The sequence below is a fragment of the Staphylococcus sp. NWU MK-U1 genome (assembly GCF_033283505.1).
In the GTDB taxonomy this organism is placed as follows: Bacteria; Bacillota; Bacilli; order Staphylococcales; family Staphylococcaceae; genus Staphylococcus; species Staphylococcus haemolyticus.
In genome coordinates this window covers 221,317-241,281 of the sequence record NZ_JAVSMG010000001.1, presented here as the reverse complement: position 1 = coordinate 241,281, position 19,965 = coordinate 221,317, and the positions used below count along the sequence as shown (strand labels likewise).

Annotated in this window: 12 protein-coding genes; 9 read left to right on the top strand and 3 right to left on the bottom strand. The window is 32.8% G+C overall.

Annotated features, from left to right (window positions below):
* Positions 1-160 precede the first annotated feature (160 nt).
* From addB to SBL16_RS01210, 4 genes are all read left to right on the top strand, one after another.
* Positions 161-3,649: a helicase-exonuclease AddAB subunit AddB gene (gene addB / locus SBL16_RS01225; RefSeq protein ID WP_317952451.1), complete on the top strand. Its 3,489-nt coding sequence runs from the start codon at positions 161-163 to the stop codon at positions 3,647-3,649.
* Complete coding sequence (gene addA / locus SBL16_RS01220; protein ID WP_119472163.1) at positions 3,642-7,319, top strand: helicase-exonuclease AddAB subunit AddA; 3,678 nt, start codon at positions 3,642-3,644, stop codon at positions 7,317-7,319. The genes addB and addA overlap by 8 nt, the downstream gene beginning before the upstream one ends.
* A gap of 125 nt (positions 7,320-7,444) precedes the next feature.
* Positions 7,445-8,359, top strand: a complete 915-nt coding sequence (locus tag SBL16_RS01215; protein WP_317952448.1) for a fumarylacetoacetate hydrolase family protein — start codon at positions 7,445-7,447, stop codon at positions 8,357-8,359.
* Between the two features lie 243 nt (positions 8,360-8,602).
* Positions 8,603-9,004 (top strand): YisL family protein, encoded by a 402-nt coding sequence (locus SBL16_RS01210; RefSeq protein WP_037538693.1) that lies wholly within the window; start codon positions 8,603-8,605, stop codon positions 9,002-9,004.
* A 74-nt stretch (positions 9,005-9,078) separates the two neighbouring features.
* Here SBL16_RS01210 and SBL16_RS01205 read toward each other — a convergent pair whose 3' ends face one another.
* Positions 9,079-10,401 (bottom strand): CoA-disulfide reductase, encoded by a 1,323-nt coding sequence (locus tag SBL16_RS01205; protein WP_107612351.1) that lies wholly within the window; start codon positions 10,399-10,401, stop codon positions 9,079-9,081.
* Positions 10,402-10,480: 79 nt separating this feature from the next.
* On the bottom strand, positions 10,481-11,305 hold the full coding sequence (locus tag SBL16_RS01200) for a Cof-type HAD-IIB family hydrolase (RefSeq protein WP_107612349.1): 825 nt from the start codon (positions 11,303-11,305) through the stop codon (positions 10,481-10,483).
* Positions 11,306-11,505: 200 nt separating this feature from the next.
* Between SBL16_RS01200 and SBL16_RS01195 the strand changes: the two genes are divergently transcribed.
* The 3 genes from SBL16_RS01195 to clpB all read left to right on the top strand — a co-directional run bounded on the left by SBL16_RS01195 (position 11,506) and on the right by clpB (position 16,993).
* Entirely contained in the window at positions 11,506-11,814 is a 309-nt protein-coding gene (locus tag SBL16_RS01195) for a metal-sulfur cluster assembly factor (protein ID WP_011276244.1), read from the top strand.
* Between the two features lie 446 nt (positions 11,815-12,260).
* The gene (locus SBL16_RS01190; RefSeq protein WP_107612347.1) at positions 12,261-14,087 is read left to right on the top strand and encodes an acyltransferase family protein; all 1,827 of its coding nucleotides are present in this window, start codon (positions 12,261-12,263) and stop codon (positions 14,085-14,087) included.
* A gap of 296 nt (positions 14,088-14,383) precedes the next feature.
* Positions 14,384-16,993, top strand: coding sequence for an ATP-dependent chaperone ClpB (clpB, locus tag SBL16_RS01185; protein WP_037538684.1), 2,610 nt, complete (start codon positions 14,384-14,386; stop codon positions 16,991-16,993).
* 299 nt (positions 16,994-17,292) lie between these two features.
* Here the strand turns inward: clpB and SBL16_RS01180 are convergent, their stop codons facing one another.
* Positions 17,293-17,487 carry a YjzD family protein gene (locus SBL16_RS01180; RefSeq protein WP_011276241.1) on the bottom strand — a complete coding sequence of 65 codons (195 nt, stop codon included), beginning with the start codon at positions 17,485-17,487 and terminating at the stop codon, positions 17,293-17,295.
* Positions 17,488-17,693: 206 nt separating this feature from the next.
* On the opposite strand from SBL16_RS01180, the gene SBL16_RS01175 reads away from it, so the two are divergent.
* Positions 17,694-18,635: a beta-ketoacyl-ACP synthase III gene (locus tag SBL16_RS01175; protein WP_037538680.1), complete on the top strand. Its 942-nt coding sequence runs from the start codon at positions 17,694-17,696 to the stop codon at positions 18,633-18,635.
* A 13-nt stretch (positions 18,636-18,648) separates the two neighbouring features.
* The gene (gene fabF / locus SBL16_RS01170; RefSeq protein WP_107612345.1) at positions 18,649-19,893 is read left to right on the top strand and encodes a beta-ketoacyl-ACP synthase II; all 1,245 of its coding nucleotides are present in this window, start codon (positions 18,649-18,651) and stop codon (positions 19,891-19,893) included.
* Positions 19,894-19,965: the final 72 nt, after the last annotated feature.

The following is a 19,965-nucleotide window of genomic DNA, read 5'->3' as shown; positions in this document are numbered from 1 at the left end:
AAAATTAGTATTAATGAATTAATTTTTAACATAGCAAGACTGGTAATGGAATGTTCATAGAGGTTCCGCCAGTCTTTTTTTGTTCAATATTTCGACCTAACAAAACATTTTTAAGAACGTATGTTCTGTGTTAAAATAAGTTCAAAGGAGTGTGGGAATAATGGAGTTGAACGCATACATTGGCAGAGCAGGAACAGGCAAATCTCATCATATGATTGATAATATTAAGCAACAAATGAAAGAGGATCCTCTAGGTGATCCAATTGTTTTAATAGCACCAACACAGAGTACTTTTCAATTAGAACAAGAATTTGTTAATGATAAAGAATTGAATGGAAGTCTAAGAACTGAAGTGCTTCACTTTGAACGCTTAAGTTATAGAGTTTTTCAAGAGGTTGGGGGATTAACTGAAGAACGACTAACACAAGCGGCTACAGAAATGATGATTTATGATTTAGTTCAACAACATCAATCGGAATTAAAACTATATCAATCACAAGTAAATTATTATGGTTTTAGTGAGAAGTTAATTGAACAAATTCAAGATTTTAAAAAATATTCTGTTACGCCAGAACATTTACATACATTTTTGCAAGATAATGACTTGAAGACGAGAACTAGACATAAATTAGAAGATATATCGCTTATTTATCAGTATTTTGAGGAACGCATAAATGGCGAATTTATTACTTCAGAGGATAGTTTAAATCATTTTATTGATATTTTAAGTCAATCAGAATGGATTAAAAGAGCAGAGGTATACATAGATGGATTCCACAACTTCTCTACATTGGAGTATCAAATTATTAAAGCACTCGTTCAAAGCGCCAAAAAAGTTACTGTTCTTTTAACAACTGATGGTAATGAAGATCCATTTAGTTTATTCAGAAAACCTTCAGAGGTATTAACGCATCTAAAGGAAATTGCCAATGATTTAAACATAGAATTACAACAACAATTCTTTAAACAACAATATCGTTTTAACAATAAAGATTTAATACAACTGGAACAACAATTTGACGCATTGCAAATTAATCCTATCGCTTACGATGGCAATATTAATATTTTAGAATCCTCAAGTATACGTGAAGAAGTTAATGAAGTAGCTCGCCAAATTATTAAAGATACACGTGATAAGCAATATAGATATCAAGACATTGCTATCTTGTATCGTGATGAAGCTTATGCATATTTATTTGACTCTGTTCTTCCACAGTATGATATTCCATTTAATATCGACACTAAAAGATCAATGACACATCATCCAATCATGGAAATGGTACGCTCACTTTTGGAAGTTATTCAAACAAACTGGAATATTAGTCCTATGATGCGTTTAATTAAAACCAATATTCTAACTAATCACTTTAAGGATAGTGCATATTTAATTGATTTATTAGAGAACTTTGTCGTTGAACGTGGTGTTTATGGCAAACGTTGGCTTGATGAAAAACTGTTTAGTATTGATAACTTTACGAAAATGGGACGTAAAGAACATAAATTAACTACTGAAGAACGAGAAGATTTCGAGCAAGTAGTTCATTTAAAAAATGATATTATTGATAAAATATTAACTTTTGAAAAAGCAATGAACGAAGCAGAAAATGTGAGAGGTTTTGCGACAGCTTTCTATGAGACAATGGAGGCATTTGATTTACCTAATTATTTAATGACTCACCGTGACCAATTGGACGTCGATGGTCGTCATGAAGAAGCTGAAGAAATAGATCAAATTTGGAATGGACTTATTCAAATTTTAGATGATTTAGTCACTGTATTTGATAATGAAGAAATGACTCTTAAACGCTTTTTAGAGGTATTTGATATTGGTTTAGAACAATTAGAATTTGTAATGATTCCTCAAACCCTCGATCAAGTGAGTATAGGGACAATGGACTTAGCGAAAGTAGACAATAAAAAGCATATTTATATGGTTGGAATGAACGATGGTGCTATGCCGCAACCGGTTTCTTCTTCTAGTCTAATAACAGATGAAGAAAAGAAAGTGTTTGAACAACAAGCACAAGTTGAATTAAGTCCTACATCAGATATCTTACAAATGGATGAAGCGTTTGTTTGTTATATTGCAATGACACGAGGCAGTGAACAAGTTACATTTTCATATAGTTTAATGGGTGCACAAGGTGAGGATAAAGAAAAAAGTCCATTTATAGACCAAATACAAGGGTTGTTCAATGGGTTAGAAGTAACGAATATTCATTATCAACATAATGCACAACCTTTATCGTTAATGGAGCATCCACATCAAACTAAAGTCGTCTTATTCGAATCTTTAAAAGCTTGGCTAGAGGCAGAGATGGTCGCTGATGTATGGGTTGATGCTTATCAAGTCATGCGTGATAATGACAAATTGAATAACGGTTTAGAGTACCTATTAACTGCGTTGACATATGACAACGAAACAGTGAAATTAGATGAACCATTGGCTGCATCTTTATATGGTTCAACTATTAACGCAAGTGTATCTAGATTTGAAGGGTATAATGATTGTCCGTTTAAACATTATGCGAATCATGGTTTAAGGTTAAATGAGCGAACGAAATATAAGCTTGAAAATTTTGATTTAGGAAATATTTTCCATACAGCATTGAAGTATATTTCGGATAAGGTAGATGGAGACTTTAAAAATCTTGATAATAAGAAGATACATGCTTTAACTGTTGAGGCTTTAGAAAATGTTTTACCTCAAGTCCAATTTAATCTCATGGATTCAAATGCATACTATCGATATGTGTCAAAACGAATTGGTGTCATTGTCGAAAGTACTTTGAAAGCATTACGCTATCAAAATAAAAATACAAAGTTCAAACCACAACGTTTCGAAGCAGGGTTTAGAAAGACACCGAACAACAGTGAAGAACTTATTGCGCAACCATTAATTACAAAACAGGGCATTCCAGTTAATATACGAGGACAAATTGATCGTATAGATGCTTACACTAAAGATGATAAGAGCTACATTAATATTATTGATTATAAGTCATCTAATCCCAGTGCGAAATTAGATTTAAAAAAGGTTTATTATGGTAAACAAATGCAAATGATGACTTATATGGATATTGCTTTGCAAAATGCCCAACGTCTGGGATTATCTAATGAAATTAAACCAGGTGGCCTATTGTATTTCCATGTACATGATGAACGTCTCAGTTTTAAAGACTGGGGAGAATTGGAAGATGATGCTTTAACACAGGACAAACTTGAACAAGCATTTTTAAAAGAATATAAATTACGTGGCTTAGTTAATAGCGATATGGATGTAGTAGACGCATTGGATATTCGTTTAGAAGAAATTGGTAAATCCGACATTGTTCCAGTTAGCCTGAAGAAAGACGGAAGTATTGGAAGTAGGGGGAGCAGTGTTGCTGATGAAACAACAATTCATAAATTTATCAAACATAATAAAGACAACTTTATAAAGACTGCTACAAATATTATGGAAGGTCATACCGAAGTTGCACCACTTAAATTCGATGACCAATTACCATGCCAATTTTGTAATTTTCAATCAGTGTGCCATGTGGATACTATTATTGATAGTAAACATTATCGCCATGTAGATGAAACTATAGATCCTATCAAAGCAATACAAGATGTCGAGTTAGAAAGCGGTGATCATATTGAATAACATCCCCATCAAACCTAAAGATGCTCAATGGACAGATGCACAGTGGAAGAGTATATACGCTAATGGTCAAGATGTATTAGTAGCTGCAGCAGCAGGGTCTGGTAAAACTGCAGTATTAGTAGAAAGAATTATTCAAAAAATTATTAGAGATGAAATAGATGTTGATAAGTTACTCGTTGTTACTTTTACTAATTTAAGTGCGAGAGAAATGAAGCATCGTGTTGATCAGCGCATTCAACAAGCGTCAATAGAAGATCCTAGAAATGAACATTTAAAGAATCAACGCATTAAAATTCACCAAGCACAAATTTCGACATTACATAGCTTCTGTTTAAAGATTATTCAACAGCATTATGATGTCATTGATTTGGATCCTAATTTCCGCACAATTAGTGATGTTGAGAATGTGCTGTTACTTGAACAGTCTATTGATGAAGTTTTAGAAAAACATTATGATACACCGGATATTGAATTTCTTACTTTAGTAGAACAATTATCAAGTGATCGTAATGATGATAATTTTAGAGATTTGTTAAAACGTTTCTATAATTTCAGTATAGCCAATCCTTCACCGTTCCAGTGGTTGGATTCATTAGTTGAAATTTACACGGACGATAATAAACATAAATTATATTTAGACGAATTAGAAAGATTATCGAAAATTTATATCAAAGCTGCATATCATACTTTGTTAGAAGCGGAAAATAACTTTCTAAATTGTATAGAAGCGGAAAAGCATTTAGATGTTATCAAACTAGAAAAATATAAATGTGAAAAAATGATTGAGGGTAATGTAATAAATTTTGAAGAAATCATCAATTATACCTCTGAAAAATTGCCTACAATTACAAAAAAATTAAAAGATACGAATGAAGATGAAGGTATAAGTTCTCAGTTTTTAACAAACGCTAAAGATTTTTATGATGATTATAAAAAACTATTATCGGAAGTAAAAAATAAGTATCTAATGCGTTCTTATGAAGATTTAAAAGTAGATATGAAACGTTTGGCTCCTAGAATTCAATACCTTGTACAAATCGTTAAGGATATTATTAATGACTTTGCTGAAAAAAAACGTAGTCGAAATGTACTGGATTTTTCTGATTATGAACACTTCGCTTTACAAATATTAACTGACCAAGAGGGCAATGCTTCGCCTATCGCTAAAGAATATCGATCACAATTTGAAGAGATTTTAGTAGATGAATACCAAGATACGAACCAAGTACAAGAAGCAATCATATCTAAAATTAAACGTGGTGACGAATCTAATGGAAATTTATTCATGGTAGGTGACGTTAAACAATCTATCTATAAATTTAGACAGGCTGATCCAACGCTATTTATGGATAAATATCATCGTTTCACAAAAGATGGCGATCAATCAGGGTTACGTATCGATTTATCTAAGAATTTCCGTTCACGTAAAGAAGTACTCGCCACAACAAACTACTTATTTGACCATATGATGGATGAAGAAGTAGGTGAAATTGAGTACGATGCTGATGCGAGACTTTATTTTGGTGCTACTAAATATTCTGATAATTCTATGCCTCTTGAACTACATGCATTAATTCAGGATAAGAGTAGCGATAATGATTTAGAAAAGTCAGAACAAGAAGCTCGCTATATTGCTGAGCAAGTTAAATATATTATTGAGCATAAACAAGTTTATGATATGAAATCAGAATCTTATAGACAAGCTACTTTCAAAGATATCGTCATACTTGAAAGAGGGTTGAAAAATGCGCGCAATTTACAACAAGTATTTAAAGACTATAATATTCCCTTCCATGTAAATAGTAAGGAAGGTTACTTTGAACAAACTGAAGTACGTCTCGTCTTATCATTTTTAAGAACCGTTGATAATCCTTTACAAGATATATATTTAGTAGGATTAATGAGATCGGTTATATACCAATTTACGGAAGATGAATTAGCAAACATTCGAGTTCAAAGTATGAACGATGATTATTTCTATCAATCCATATTGCATTATATGAAAGATCAAGAAGCGAACCCTACGTTAGTTGAGAAATTAGAACATTTTATGGATGATATAAACATGTATCAAGAATATAGTCAATCTCATCCTGTGTATCAATTAATTGATAAGTTCTATAATGATCATTACGTGATTCAATATTTTAGTGGCCTTATTGGTGGTAAAGGTAGACGTGCAAATCTATATGGATTGTTTAATAAAGCAGTAGAATTTGAAAATTCAAGTTTTAGAGGGCTTTATCAATTTATAAGATTTATTGACGAACTAATAGAACGCAACAAAGACTTTGGTGAAGAGAATGTTATAGGACCTAATGATAATGTGGTACGTATGATGACAGTTCATAGTAGTAAAGGTCTAGAGTTCCCATATGTTATTTATTCGGGTCTTTCAAAGAATTTTAATAAAGGCGACTTACGTAAACCACTCATCTTAAATCAAAAATATGGTCTAGGTATTGATTATTTTGATTTAGACCAAAATGTAACCTATCCGTCACTATCGTCAGTTGTCATTAAATCAATTACTGAAAAAGAACTTATTTCTGAAGAAATGCGATTGATGTATGTAGCTTTAACGCGAGCGAAAGAGCAACTCATTCTTATTGGTACTATTGATAAGGAAGAAACATTAGAAAAACTTGAGCGATTGCCAATTTCAGGTAATCAAATTGCATTGCATAAGCGGTTATCAGCAGATCGACCTTTTGATTTAATATATAGTATTTTGGCTAAATACCAATCTACATCTTTATTACCAGAGTATCAGTTTGAGAAATCTATTGATAATCTAGATGAGAGTCTGCGTCCTACTGTAGATATTAAAATTGCACAATTTGAAGAACTTTCGATTGAGGACAGTGAATCAGAACAAGAAAGTCGCGATGTTTCAGATTTAGAAGTAGAAGGCTCGCATGATGAGACATTAAAGCAACAAATTAATGATCAATTATCATTTAAATATCCTTTTTTAAAAGATACGGAGAAACCATCTAAACAGTCTGTTTCAGAATTAAAGCGTCAATTAGAAACAGAAGAAAGTGGTACAAGTTACGAAAGGGTAAGACAATACCGTATAGGTGTATCAACTTATGAGAGACCTAAGTTTTTACGTGAAAATAAAAAACGTAAAGCAAATGAAATTGGTACTTTAATGCATACAGTCATGCAACATCTACCATTTAAAGAAACGCGTATGACTGAAACAGAATTGAATGACTATATTAATGAATTAATTGAAAAGCATATTATTGAAGAAGATGCAAAAAAAGATATTCAATTTGAAGCAGTTATGAATTTTATTAGAAGTGACTTGTATATGACTATTACACAAGCTGACAAAGTTTATAGAGAGTTACCATTTGTCGTAAATCAAGCGCGTGTAGACGAAATGCCTGAATTAGATGAAGATGTGTCAATAATTCAAGGTATGATTGATTTAATATTTTTAAAGGACGGTCAATATTACTTTGTAGATTATAAAACAGATGCATTTAATAAGCGTAGAGGTATGACAGATGAAGAGGTAGGTATACAACTTCGTGATAAGTACAAAATTCAAATGAAATATTATAAAAACACATTAGAAACAATTTTAAATTCTAAAGTATACGGTTACCTTTATTTCTTCCAATTTGGTCAAATGAGTATTGAAGAAGATGTTTAATAGGTTTTTAATCCAATAAATAAAATGTGTATTAAATTTCTAAAATTTCAGACATATATATTTGTGGTTTATCAAAGATTAAAGTTATAATATGTATTAAGATATAGATGAGGAGTTGATACTGAATGAAATTTTTATCATTCAATTATAAAGACGCTGAATCTTACGGCGTAAAAGTTAAGCGTGAAGACGCAGTTTGGGATCTTAAAAAGGTATTTGCGGAATTTGGAGAAGGTGACTTCCACCCTCAAACATTATTAGAGGGATTACAACAAAACCAAACATTAGATTTCCAAGAACAAGTGCGTAAAGCAGTTGTAGCGGCTGAAGATAGTGGTAAAGCAGATGAATTCAAAATCGCCTTTAATGACATTGAATTCTTACCACCAGTTACACCACCAAATAATGTTATTGCATTCGGTCGTAATTACCAAGATCACGCAAGTGAATTAAATCATGAAGTACAACGATTATACGTATTTACTAAAGCAGCATCATCATTAACTGGTGATGAATCAACAATTCCAAATCATAAAGATATCACAGATCAATTAGATTACGAAGGTGAATTAGGTATCGTAATCGGTAAATCTGGAGAAAAAATTCCGAAAGCATTAGCATTAGACTACATCTACGGATATACAATTATTAATGATATTACTGATCGTAAGGCGCAAAATGAACAAGATCAGGCATTTCTATCTAAAAGTTTGACAGGTGGTTGCCCAATGGGACCTTATATTGTAACTAAGGATGAGTTACCAACACCTGAAAATGTTAATATCGTAACTAAAGTTAATAATGATATTCGTCAAGATGGTAATACAAGTCAAATGATTAATAAAATTGATGATTTAATTGAAGAAATTTCTAAATATGTAGCATTACATCCAGGAGATATCATTGCTACTGGTACACCAGCTGGTGTAGGTGCAGGTTTACAACCACCTCAATTCTTACAACCTGGTGATGAAGTCAAAGTTACTATTGATAATATTGGTACATTAACTGCTTATATTGCCAATAGTTGTCAGAAATAAAAACGCACTTTTTACAAGCGTTTTAATTCAGGGGCCCCAGCAAAGAGAATTTCACATGGAAATTCCACAAGCAAAGCAAGCTGGGGTTGGGGCCCCAGCAAAGAGAATTTCACATGGAAATTCTACAAAACCATTATTTTAGTTTCATATCCTTCTCTTATATCGTTTAACAATACGTTCAAGTGTTTATGTGATATGATAGGTAAGTAAAAAGGTAATAAATAGTATTGGGGGAATTCGGTCTTGTTACATATGCATATTGCAAGTTGGGCGTTGACAATTATTTTATATGTAATTGCATTTTTACATATTTCAAAATCACAAGGTCCTACACCTATGTTTAAACCTTTACAAATGGCATTAAGAGTCTTTATGTTACTCACTTTATTTTCAGGGTTCTGGTTGTTAATTCAAGAATTCATGGCTGCTAGCCATGGTGGTGGAGGCAACCATATGTTGTTAACATTGAAGATGCTTTGTGGTATAGCGGTAGTTGCACTAATGGAAGTATCTATTGCGAAACGCAAGAAACACGAAGCAAGTCATGGTTTATTCTGGGCAACAATTATTTTAATAATTATTACTATGGCGTTAGGTATTATCCTACCATGGGGTCCAATTAGTAGTCTTTTTGGAATTAGTTAAAAATTTAAATTACTGATGATATAGGGATAGCCCTTAAATGATTGAATTTGCAGTAATCATTTAAGGGCTATCTTTTATAAATCTCTAGCTTTGTAACCAATCATATTAACTAAATCTTTTGGATGACTGTATGGTGGTGCGTATGCCACTTCAAATTCAGTTAATTCATCAATGGTTAATTCGCTCATCATTGCCATTGATAATACGTCAATACGCTTATCAACACCTGTTTTACCTACTGCGGCAGCACGTAAAAGATGACGATTATTTGTGTCAAAGTAAACGCGTAAGTGGACATTAGTATTTCCAGGGTAATAACCTGCATGAGTGCCAGAATTTAATTCAACCATTTGATAATCAAAATGCGTTAATTCTTCGACTTTGATGCCGACGCTTGCTAATGTATAGTCGAAAAATTTAACGATATTGGTACCTAAAAAACCTTTGAAAATGATATTTTTATTACCAGCTAGTTGTTCTGCAATGACGCTTGCGCCACGATGTGCTCCCCAAGCTAATGGAACTTGTGCGGGTAGATTTACATGACGGTACGAAGAGGTAATCACATCACCCAAAGCATAAATATTTGGGATGTTTGTTTCAAACTTATCGTTAACTTTAACGAAGCCTTTATCATCTAATTCTACGTTAGATGACTCGATAAATTTCGAGTTTGGATGTGTGCCAACGCCTTCAATAATAATATCGAAGTCTTCTTGAATGCCTGATTTAAAAGTAACCAGATGATTTTTAACACTTACAATTTCCTCATTTAACCGATAAGGTATGTGTCTCGAATCTAACTCGTCAAAGATAACTTGATTCATATCTTGGTCCATCAACTTGTTAATTTTATCAGAGCGGTGAATTAGAGTAACATCTAATCCTCTAGCATATAAATTCTCCAAGACTTCTAATGAAATATAACCTGCTCCTACTACTAATGCTTTCTTAGCCTGATGTTGATCTATAAATCGATCGATGGCATCAGTATCCTCCATATTGCGTAAAGTGAATATGTAATCACTATCAAATCCTAAAGAATTAGCACCTGCACCAGGACTCAATATTAATTCGTCATAACTCGCTTTAAATTTTTCATTCGTTTGACGATTTACTACCGTCACTGTTTGATCTTTGTCATTAATAGCAATTACTTCATGATACGTTTTAACTGTAATATTTTTCTTTTCTTTAAACACGTCTGGCGTAATTGGTAAAACATCTTTACGTTCATTAACAATGTTACCTATAAAGTAGGGTAATCCACAATTTGCGAAACTCATGTCGCGGTCTTTTTCAAAAATAGTAATTTCACTGTCTTTATCTAAACGTCGTATTTGGCTAGCACAGGTCGCACCACCGGCGACAGCACCGACTACAATTATTTTACGCATCATACATTCCTCCAGAAAAATATATTAAAATAGTGAGACATTATAAAAGTATACATTTGTCTCACTTAAGAATTGTTGTTTAACCTTTATAAGGTATATTTAATTTAAAGAAATCATTTAAATAACGGCCGATACCATCATCATTATTTGAATAAGTAATATGGTTTGCAATATGTTTTAATTCATCTAGACCATTGTCCATTGCGATACCATATTTAGCATATTTAATCATTTCAATATCATTATCCTCGTCTCCGAAGGCTATAATATGTGAAGGTTCAATTCCTAAATAGTCTTTGACTTGATCAATCCCACGCGCTTTACTAATCCCGCGTTTAACGATTTCGATTACTGGGAAAGGCGCGCCCCAACGTCTGTGCTCAATATTCTCTGCATAGAAACGCGTCAACATTTGCTTGATTCTAGGTATGTAAATCTCTTCTGCTTCTACTAATAACGACGTTGGTGCTTCATATAATTCTTCTAATAAATTACCTGTTTCAATTTTAGGATTACCCATTGAAAAACCCTCAAATAATCTAGGGTCATGATTATTAATAAACACGTGATCGCGAACCTCAGCAATAATATTTGTAACTTTGGCTTTTTGAAGTGTTTCGATCATGTTTCTAGCGAGGTCCACATCTAGAACCTCGTGTGTCGTTTTAAAATCATCTGATTTAGGATGATGAACATAAGCCCCATTGAAGTTTACAATAGGTGTGTCCATGTTTAATTCATGATAATAAATTTGGCTTGCACGGTATGGTCTTCCGGTCGCAATCATAATGCGATGACCTTGCTTTTTTAATGTTGTAAGTACTTGCTTAGTATAATCGCTAATTTCTTTATTATCATTTAATAATGTCCCATCTAAGTCTAAACAAATTAAATAAGGTTTCATATATTTCTCCTTAAGCTACATATCTATAGAATAAAATACATTAACATTTCATATTAAATGTTTTTAAAATTGATACATAAATCAACTTTATAATGTTATTATAACGTCTTTAATCGCTTAGTTGTATCATAGCATTTTATTGGCGTTTTGTCGGATATTTGATATATTAGTGTAAAGATAAATAATGAGAGGTGATACTAATGGAAGAGGCATTAAAAGACAGTATCCTAGGTGCACTTGAAATGGTTATTGACCCTGAATTAGGTATTGATATCGTTAATTTAGGTTTAGTATATAAAGTGAATGTTGATGATGATGGTTTATGTACAGTTGAAATGACTTTAACATCAATGGGTTGCCCACTTGGGCCACAAATTATCGAACAAATTAAAACAGTATTAGCTGAGATTCCAGAAATACAAGACACAGAAGTTAATATTGTTTGGAATCCACCTTGGAACAAAGATATGATGTCAAGATACGCTAAAATTGCATTAGGCGTTGGCTAATTAATCGCTTTTGAACAATAGTACACGATTAGGATGTACTATTGTTTTTTTATTTATAATAGAAACAATTTAAATGTTCATTTTCAATGCTTTTAGTGACAAAGTTAAGTTAATAAATGACATAATTGTAATATAAATTGAATTTGTTTAAGCGTTATACTACAATACATAAGAATTACAATATAAAATAAATTAAATTGTACTTGCATTTATGAAAAATAATAATAAATGCGTCAAATTTTATAAAATATTATTATAGTTCAAGCTCAGACATCTAAGTATAAAACTCGATTCAATCATATACATTAAAATATAAAAGAATATTAACTTAAATCATATTTTCTCATGTTGTTGATCATCGGCTTTCGTTTTATCCTGATTTTCAGTGCTTTAGTAATTAATGAATTTATTAAAATTTATTATTTAATAGGGAAAGAATGTGAACAATGAAACAAGATTTTGAAAAAGGGAAACAACGTAAGACTAAAATGCGTTACATGCCTGGTTTAGATGGACTAAGAGCAATTGCTGTCTTAGGTATTATCATATACCATTTAAACAGGAAATGGCTTACAGGTGGTTTCATAGGTGTAGATACCTTCTTCGTTATTTCTGGATATTTAATCACAAGTTTACTTTTAAAGGAATACGAGGAACGAGGTATTATTAGCCTTAAACAATTCTGGATTCGACGAGTTAAAAGGTTGCTTCCAGCAGTTGTTGCGCTATTAATCGTCGTTGGAATTGCTACATTAATATTTGAACCACAACAAATCGTTCGAGTTAAACATGATATTATCGCTGCATTATTCTATGTGTCGAATTGGTGGTATATTGCCAAAGATGTTAACTACTTCGAACAATTTTCATTTATGCCATTAAAACACTTGTGGTCACTTGCAATAGAAGAACAGTTCTATTTGTTCTTCCCATTTGTGTTAGTCATTTTACTCTTAACGATTAAAAAATATCGCAATGTTACTTTGATATTATGGATTATTTCTCTAGTGTCTTTATTAGCGATGGTCATTATTTCACAACCCAATGTTGGGTATTCAAGAGTTTATTTTGGGACAGATACTCGCTTGCAGACGTTATTATTGGGTGTGATATTAGCATTTGTATGGCCACCGTTTAAATTAAAAGTCAATCCACCAAAAGTATTGCAACGTTCTATTGATGGTATAGGCATCTTAGGTCTAATAATACTTATCTTCTTATTCTTTACAGTGAAAGATACTAGTGCATGGATTTATAATGGTGGATTTTATCTTATCTCAGGTATGACATTATTTATTATTGCTAGTGTCGTACACCCTTCTAGTATACTAGCAAAGGTCTTAGGTCATCGTATATTTGTTTATATAGGTAAACGCTCTTATAGTTTATATTTATGGCATTTTCCTGTCATAAGTTTTATACACATTCATTTTGTTGATGGGCAACTTCCTATTTATGTGTACTTTGTTGATATCATACTTACAGTTTTATTTGCTGAGTTATCATATCGTTATATTGAAACACCATTTAGACGAGAAGGTTTAAAGGCATTTTCATTCAATTATTTAAAACGACCTAAATTTATTAGAACAATAGTGTCAATTATTGCTATGATACCGATAGTATTGTTATTCTTAGGGGTCTTCGATCGTTTTGGAAAAGATGAAATTGAAAACAAAGCAAATTCATTCAACACGAGTGATCAAGATAAATATCTAGTAAGAATGATGCCTGGGGAAAATATAAAAATCGATGGCTCAAGTAGTAATAGTAAAAGTAAAAAACAAGTTTATACTAATATTAGTCCATTACTTATTGGAGACTCAGTGATGGTAGATATTGGGGAAGAATTTAAATCTCAAGTACCTAAAGCAACCATTGATGGTAAAGTTGGTCGTAATCTACAAGAAGCGTTGTCAATAGCAGGCAATTATTCAAATTATAATAAACCATCAGATAAAGTCGTTTTAGAACTAGGTACAAATGGTGATTTTACAGAGGAAGAATTAAATCAATTAATTAATAAGTTTGGTAAAGCACAAATTTACCTTGTTAATACACGTGTTCCTCGAGATTGGCAAGATAATGTTAATAAACAACTAGCTAATGCTGCTAAGAAGCATAAGAATGTAACTTTAGTGGATTGGTACCAACGTTCTGCAGGACATTCTGAATATTTTGCACCAGATGGTGTGCATCTTGAAAATAGTGGTGTAAAAGCTTTATCAGATGAAATAATCAAAGCTATAAAGAAAAATTCAAAAAACAAATAATTCATTCTAAACCAGTTTAGTGATTTTAAATCATTGAACTGGTTTATTTTATTTGATGTTTTAACGTATATTTGATGTTTATAACAGAAAAAGTGTGATAAAACAAGTAATGAAAGAGACTTACTAATTGCGTCAAACTAGCTTGACCAGGCAGTTTGAGAAATTTGTAAAAGTTGAGTGTATGTGTTGCGTAATCATGTAAGAGGGTCTATAATGTAATTAAGGTCAAAGAAAGTCAAAGTCAAAAAATGAGGTAATTGACCTTGCTCTTATCAAATATATAGGGGTGAACAAATTTGGATATTAATCAAATGACATATGCAATTCAAGGTGCATTACAAAAAGCCGTTGAATTGAGTAAAGAAAACGAATTACAAAATATTGAAATTGAAGCTATATTAAAAGGAACTTTAGAAGAAACTGATAGTTTATTTAAAAGCATATTAGAACGAGCAAATATAGATACAGATGAATTAAATCAAGCGTATACAAATAAATTGAAAAATTATCCTTCTGTACAAGGAGATAATATTCAATATGGACAGTATATAGGAGCTAAAGCAAATGAATTATTAAATAAAGCTGAATCATATATGAAAGAATATGAAGATGAATATATTTCAATGGAACACGTCCTTCGTGCTGCGATGGATATTGATGATACTACTAAACAATTTGTTGGAAATAAAGAAGAAGTTGTGAAAGAAATAATAACTAAAGTAAGAGGGGGAAATCATGTGACTTCACAAAATCCAGAAGTAAATTATGAAGCTTTAGAAAAATATGGTCGTGACTTAGTAGAAGAAGTACGTCAAGGTAAAATGGACCCTGTTATTGGCAGGGATGAAGAAATTCGTAACACAATTCGAATCTTAAGTCGTAAAACTAAAAACAATCCAGTATTAATCGGGGAACCTGGTGTAGGTAAAACTGCAATTGTTGAAGGTTTAGCGCAACGAATTGTACGAAAAGATGTGCCTGAATCATTACTCGATAAAACAATTTTTGAATTAGATTTAAGCGCATTGGTTGCTGGTGCAAAATTTAGAGGTGAATTTGAAGAGCGACTTAAAGCAGTACTTAAAGAAGTAAAAGAGTCAGATGGACGCATTATTTTATTCATTGATGAAATTCATATGCTAGTTGGTGCAGGTAAAACAGATGGTGCAATGGATGCTGGTAACATGTTGAAACCGATGTTAGCACGCGGCGAATTGCATTGTATTGGTGCAACTACTTTAAATGAATATAGAGAATATATTGAGAAAGATTCTGCATTAGAACGTCGTTTCCAAAAAGTAGGCGTAAGTGAACCAGATGTAGAAGATACAATTTCAATTTTACGTGGATTAAAAGAACGCTATGAAGTTTATCATGGAGTACGTATTCAAGACCGTGCTTTAGTTGCAGCAGCTGAATTATCAGATCGATATATTACTGATAGATTTTTACCTGACAAAGCAATCGATTTAGTTGACCAAGCATGTGCAACAATTCGAACAGAAATGGGTTCAAATCCAACTGAATTAGATCAAGTTAATCGTCGTGTTATGCAATTAGAAATTGAAGAAAGTGCTTTGAAAAATGAATCTGACAACGCAAGTAAACATCGTTTAGAAGAATTACAAGAAGAACTTTCAAATGAAAAAGAAAAACAAGCTTCCTTACAATCTCGTGTTGAACAAGAGAAAGAAAAAATTGCGAAAGTACAAGAAAAACGTGCTGAATTAGATCGCAGTCGTCAAGCTCTAGAAGATGCACAAACTGAGGGCAATCTAGAAAAAGCAGCAGAATTACAATATGGTACAATACCTCAATTAGAAAAAGAATTAAAAGAATTTGAAGAAGCTTATCAAGATGAACAAGGTGACAGCGAACGTATGATTCGTGAAGTTGTTTCTGATGAAGAAATTGGAGACATCGTAAGTCAATGGACTGGTATTCCAGTATCAAAATTAGTTGAAACTGAAAGAGAAAAATTATTGAACCTAAGTGATATCTTACACGAACGTGTTGTGGGTCAAGATAAAGCAGTAGACTTAGTATCTGATGCTGTAGTAAGAGCACGTGCAGGTATTAAAGATCCTAATAGACCGATTGGTAGTTTCTTATTCTTAGGACCAACTGGTGTAGGTAAAACTGAATTAGCAAAATCATTAGCTGCATCATTGTTTGATTCTGAGAAACACATGATTCGAATCGACATGAGTGAGTATATGGAGAAACATTCAGTTTCTAGATTGATTGGTGCTCCTCCAGGTTATGTAGGTCATGATGAAGGAGGACAATTAACAGAAGCGGTTAGACGTAATCCATATTCGGTCATTTTATTAGATGAAGTTGAAAAAGCACATAGTGATGTATTCAACGTTTTACTTCAAATATTAGATGAAGGTCGTTTAACTGATTCTAAAGGACGCAGTGTTGACTTTAAAAACACTATCATTATTATGACAAGTAACATCGGTTCACAAGTATTACTTGAGAATGTTAAAGATACTGGTGACATTACTGAAGACACTGAAAAAGCTGTAATGGATAGCTTACATGCATTCTTTAAACCAGAAATCTTAAACCGTATGGATGATATAGTATTATTTAAACCATTATCTATTAATGATATGAGTATGATTGTCGATAAAATCTTAACTCAATTAAATATACGTTTAATGGATCAACGTATTTCAATTGATGTGTCTGATGACGCGAAAAAATGGTTAGGAGAAGAAGCATACGAACCACAATTTGGTGCAAGACCATTGAAACGTTTTGTTCAACGTCAAATTGAAACACCATTAGCACGTATGATGATTAAAGAAAGCATGCCTGAAGGTACTGTGGTAAAAGTTGATATAAATGATGATCATGAATTAACATTTGATGTACAAAAGCCTGAAAATGAATAATGAATGTTTAGGTAAACCTAGGGAGTGTGATGAGCACTTTCTAGGTTTTTTTGTTTTTAAGTGCAGTTCAGTGTATTGTTGCATTCACTTGCTCTAGTTATAACTTAAACTAAAGATTAGTAAGAATAAGTAATTCCTCACTTTAAAGACTTTTTCAAAGACTTGAAGGTTGTAATGTATCGCTATAATATTAAGGGTTCATCTATATCTAGTTTAATATAGAAAAACACTTGAAATTTGAGTTTTAAATTCAAATTCCAAGCGTTTTTAACGTATTGTATTATTATGTAGTAATAAGACTATCTGTTACCTGAACGGGTAAAATCATCTGGTTTAATCATGGCAGCTAGAATAGCAATTACAATTGTAAAGATAACTGCTAGAACTATTGGCGTGATAAAGTTTAATGTTCCACCGCCATTTAAACTATTTAATACAAAGTTAACCATTTGTAATAAGATGACTGCCCAAATAAAAGTTACGAGGTATTTCATACCGATGACCTCCATTATTTATATACTTTCATTCTAAAGTAAAGTAATCTATTTGTATAGAGATAGCAGTTAACTGATAAAAAATTTGTAATCAAATTTATTTAATGAAATCTGTGTTTGTGAAAGGGTAACTACTTGAGTAGTGGTAAAAAAATGTGTTAAATTAATACCTGGTATTAAAAAATGAAGTAAGAAGGTGTACGTTCATGAACGTAGGTATAAAAGGATTTGGTGCATATGCGCCAGAGAAAGTCGTTGATAACGCTTATTTCGAAAGTTTTTTAGAAACTTCAGATGAATGGATTTCTAAAATGACTGGAATTAAAGAGAGACGCTGGGCTAGTGAAGATCAAGATACATCTGACTTAGCATTCGAAGCTAGTAAAAAAGCGATTGAAGATGCAGGAATCACACCTGCTGATATAGATATGATTATTGTTGCAACTGCTACTGGAGATATGCCATTTCCATCGGTTGCCAATATGTTGCAAGAAAAATTGGGAACACGTAAAGTACCAACAATGGATCAATTAGCTGCATGTTCTGGATTTATGTATTCTATGATTACAGCAAAACAATATGTTCAATCAGGTGATTATAAAAATATCCTAGTAGTTGGTGCAGACAAATTATCTAAGATTACTGATTTAACAGATCGTTCAACAGCAGTCCTTTTTGGTGATGGTGCTGGTGCAGTAGTTATTGGAGAAGTTTCAGAAGGACGAGGTATCATTAGTTATGAAATGGGATCTGATGGTAACGGTGGAAAATACTTATACTTAAACAAAGATACTGGTAAACTAGTAATGAACGGACGAGAAGTCTTCAAGTTTGCGGTAAGAATTATGGGTGAAGCATCAACACGAGTGGTTGATAAAGCTGGTCTACAATCAGATGATATTGATATGTTTATACCTCACCAAGCAAACATTAGAATTATGGAATCAGCTCGAGAAAGACTAGGTATAGAGAGAGAAAAGATGAGTGTATCTGTTAATCGCTTTGGTAACACATCTGCTGCCTCAATACCTTTAAGTATTTCACAAGAATTAGAAAATGGAAGAATTAAAGATGATGACACACTAGTATTAGTAGGTTTTGGTGGTGGCCTAACATGGGGCGCTATGGTTATCAAATGGGGTAAATAGGAGGATATAATGTATGACTGAGAATAAACGAGTTGTAATTACTGGTATGGGTGCATTATCACCTATTGGCAATGATGCCCAGACAAGTTGGGAAAATGCCTTGAAAGGTGTTAATGGAATCGATACTATTACTAGAATAGATACAGAAGATTATAATGTTCATTTAGCAGGTGAACTTAAAGATTTTAATATTGAAGACCATATTGAAAAGAAAGAAGCTCGACGCATGGATCGTTTCACACAATATGCGGTAGTTGCAGCACGTCAAGCAGTTGAAGATGCTAAATTGGACATCAATGATGAAACTGCTAATCGCATAGGTGTATGGATTGGTTCAGGAATTGGTGGTATGGAAACGTTTGAAACAGCACATACAACACTTCAAAATAAGGGTCCAAGAAGAGTAAGTCCATTCTTCGTACCTATGTTAATTCCTGATATGGCAACTGGCCAAGTATCAATTGATTTAGGTGCAAAAGGGCCAAATGGCTCTACAGTTACAGCATGTGCTACTGGTACAAACTCAATTGGTGAAGCATTTAAAATTATACAACGCGGCGATGCAGATGCGATGATAACAGGTGGTACAGAAGCACCAATTACACACATGGCACTTGCAGGATTCAGTGCTAGTCGTGCCTTATCTACAAATGATGATAAAGAAACAGCTTGCCGTCCATTCCAAGAAGGTCGAGATGGCTTTGTTATGGGTGAAGGTGCTGGTATTTTAGTGATTGAATCATTAGAATCGGCACAAGCGCGTGGTGCTCAAATCTATGCTGAAATAGTTGGTTATGGTTCAACTGGTGATGCATATCATATTACAGCTCCCGCTCCTGAAGGTGAAGGTGGTTCACGTGCAATGCAAGCAGCACTTGATGATGCAGGTATTGAAGCAAAAGATGTTCAATATCTTAATGCACATGGCACGAGTACACCTGTAGGTGATATGTATGAAATCAGAGCGATCAAGAATACCTTTGGAGATGCTGCTAATCAACTAAAAGTTAGCTCTACTAAATCAATGACTGGTCATTTATTAGGTGCTACTGGTGGTTTAGAGGCTATCTTCTCAGCATTATCTATTCGTGACTCTAAAGTCGCACCAACTATTCATGCGAATACACCAGATCCTGAATGTGATCTAGACATCGTTCCAAATGAAGCGCAAGATTTAGAAATTACTTATGCAATGAGTAACAGTCTAGGCTTTGGTGGTCATAATGCAGTATTAGTATTTAAGAAATTTGAAGATTAATTTTGGAAAAATGATATTAGATCAAGGACACTAATTGATAATGTCCTTGGTCTATTTTTTGTATATAGAATG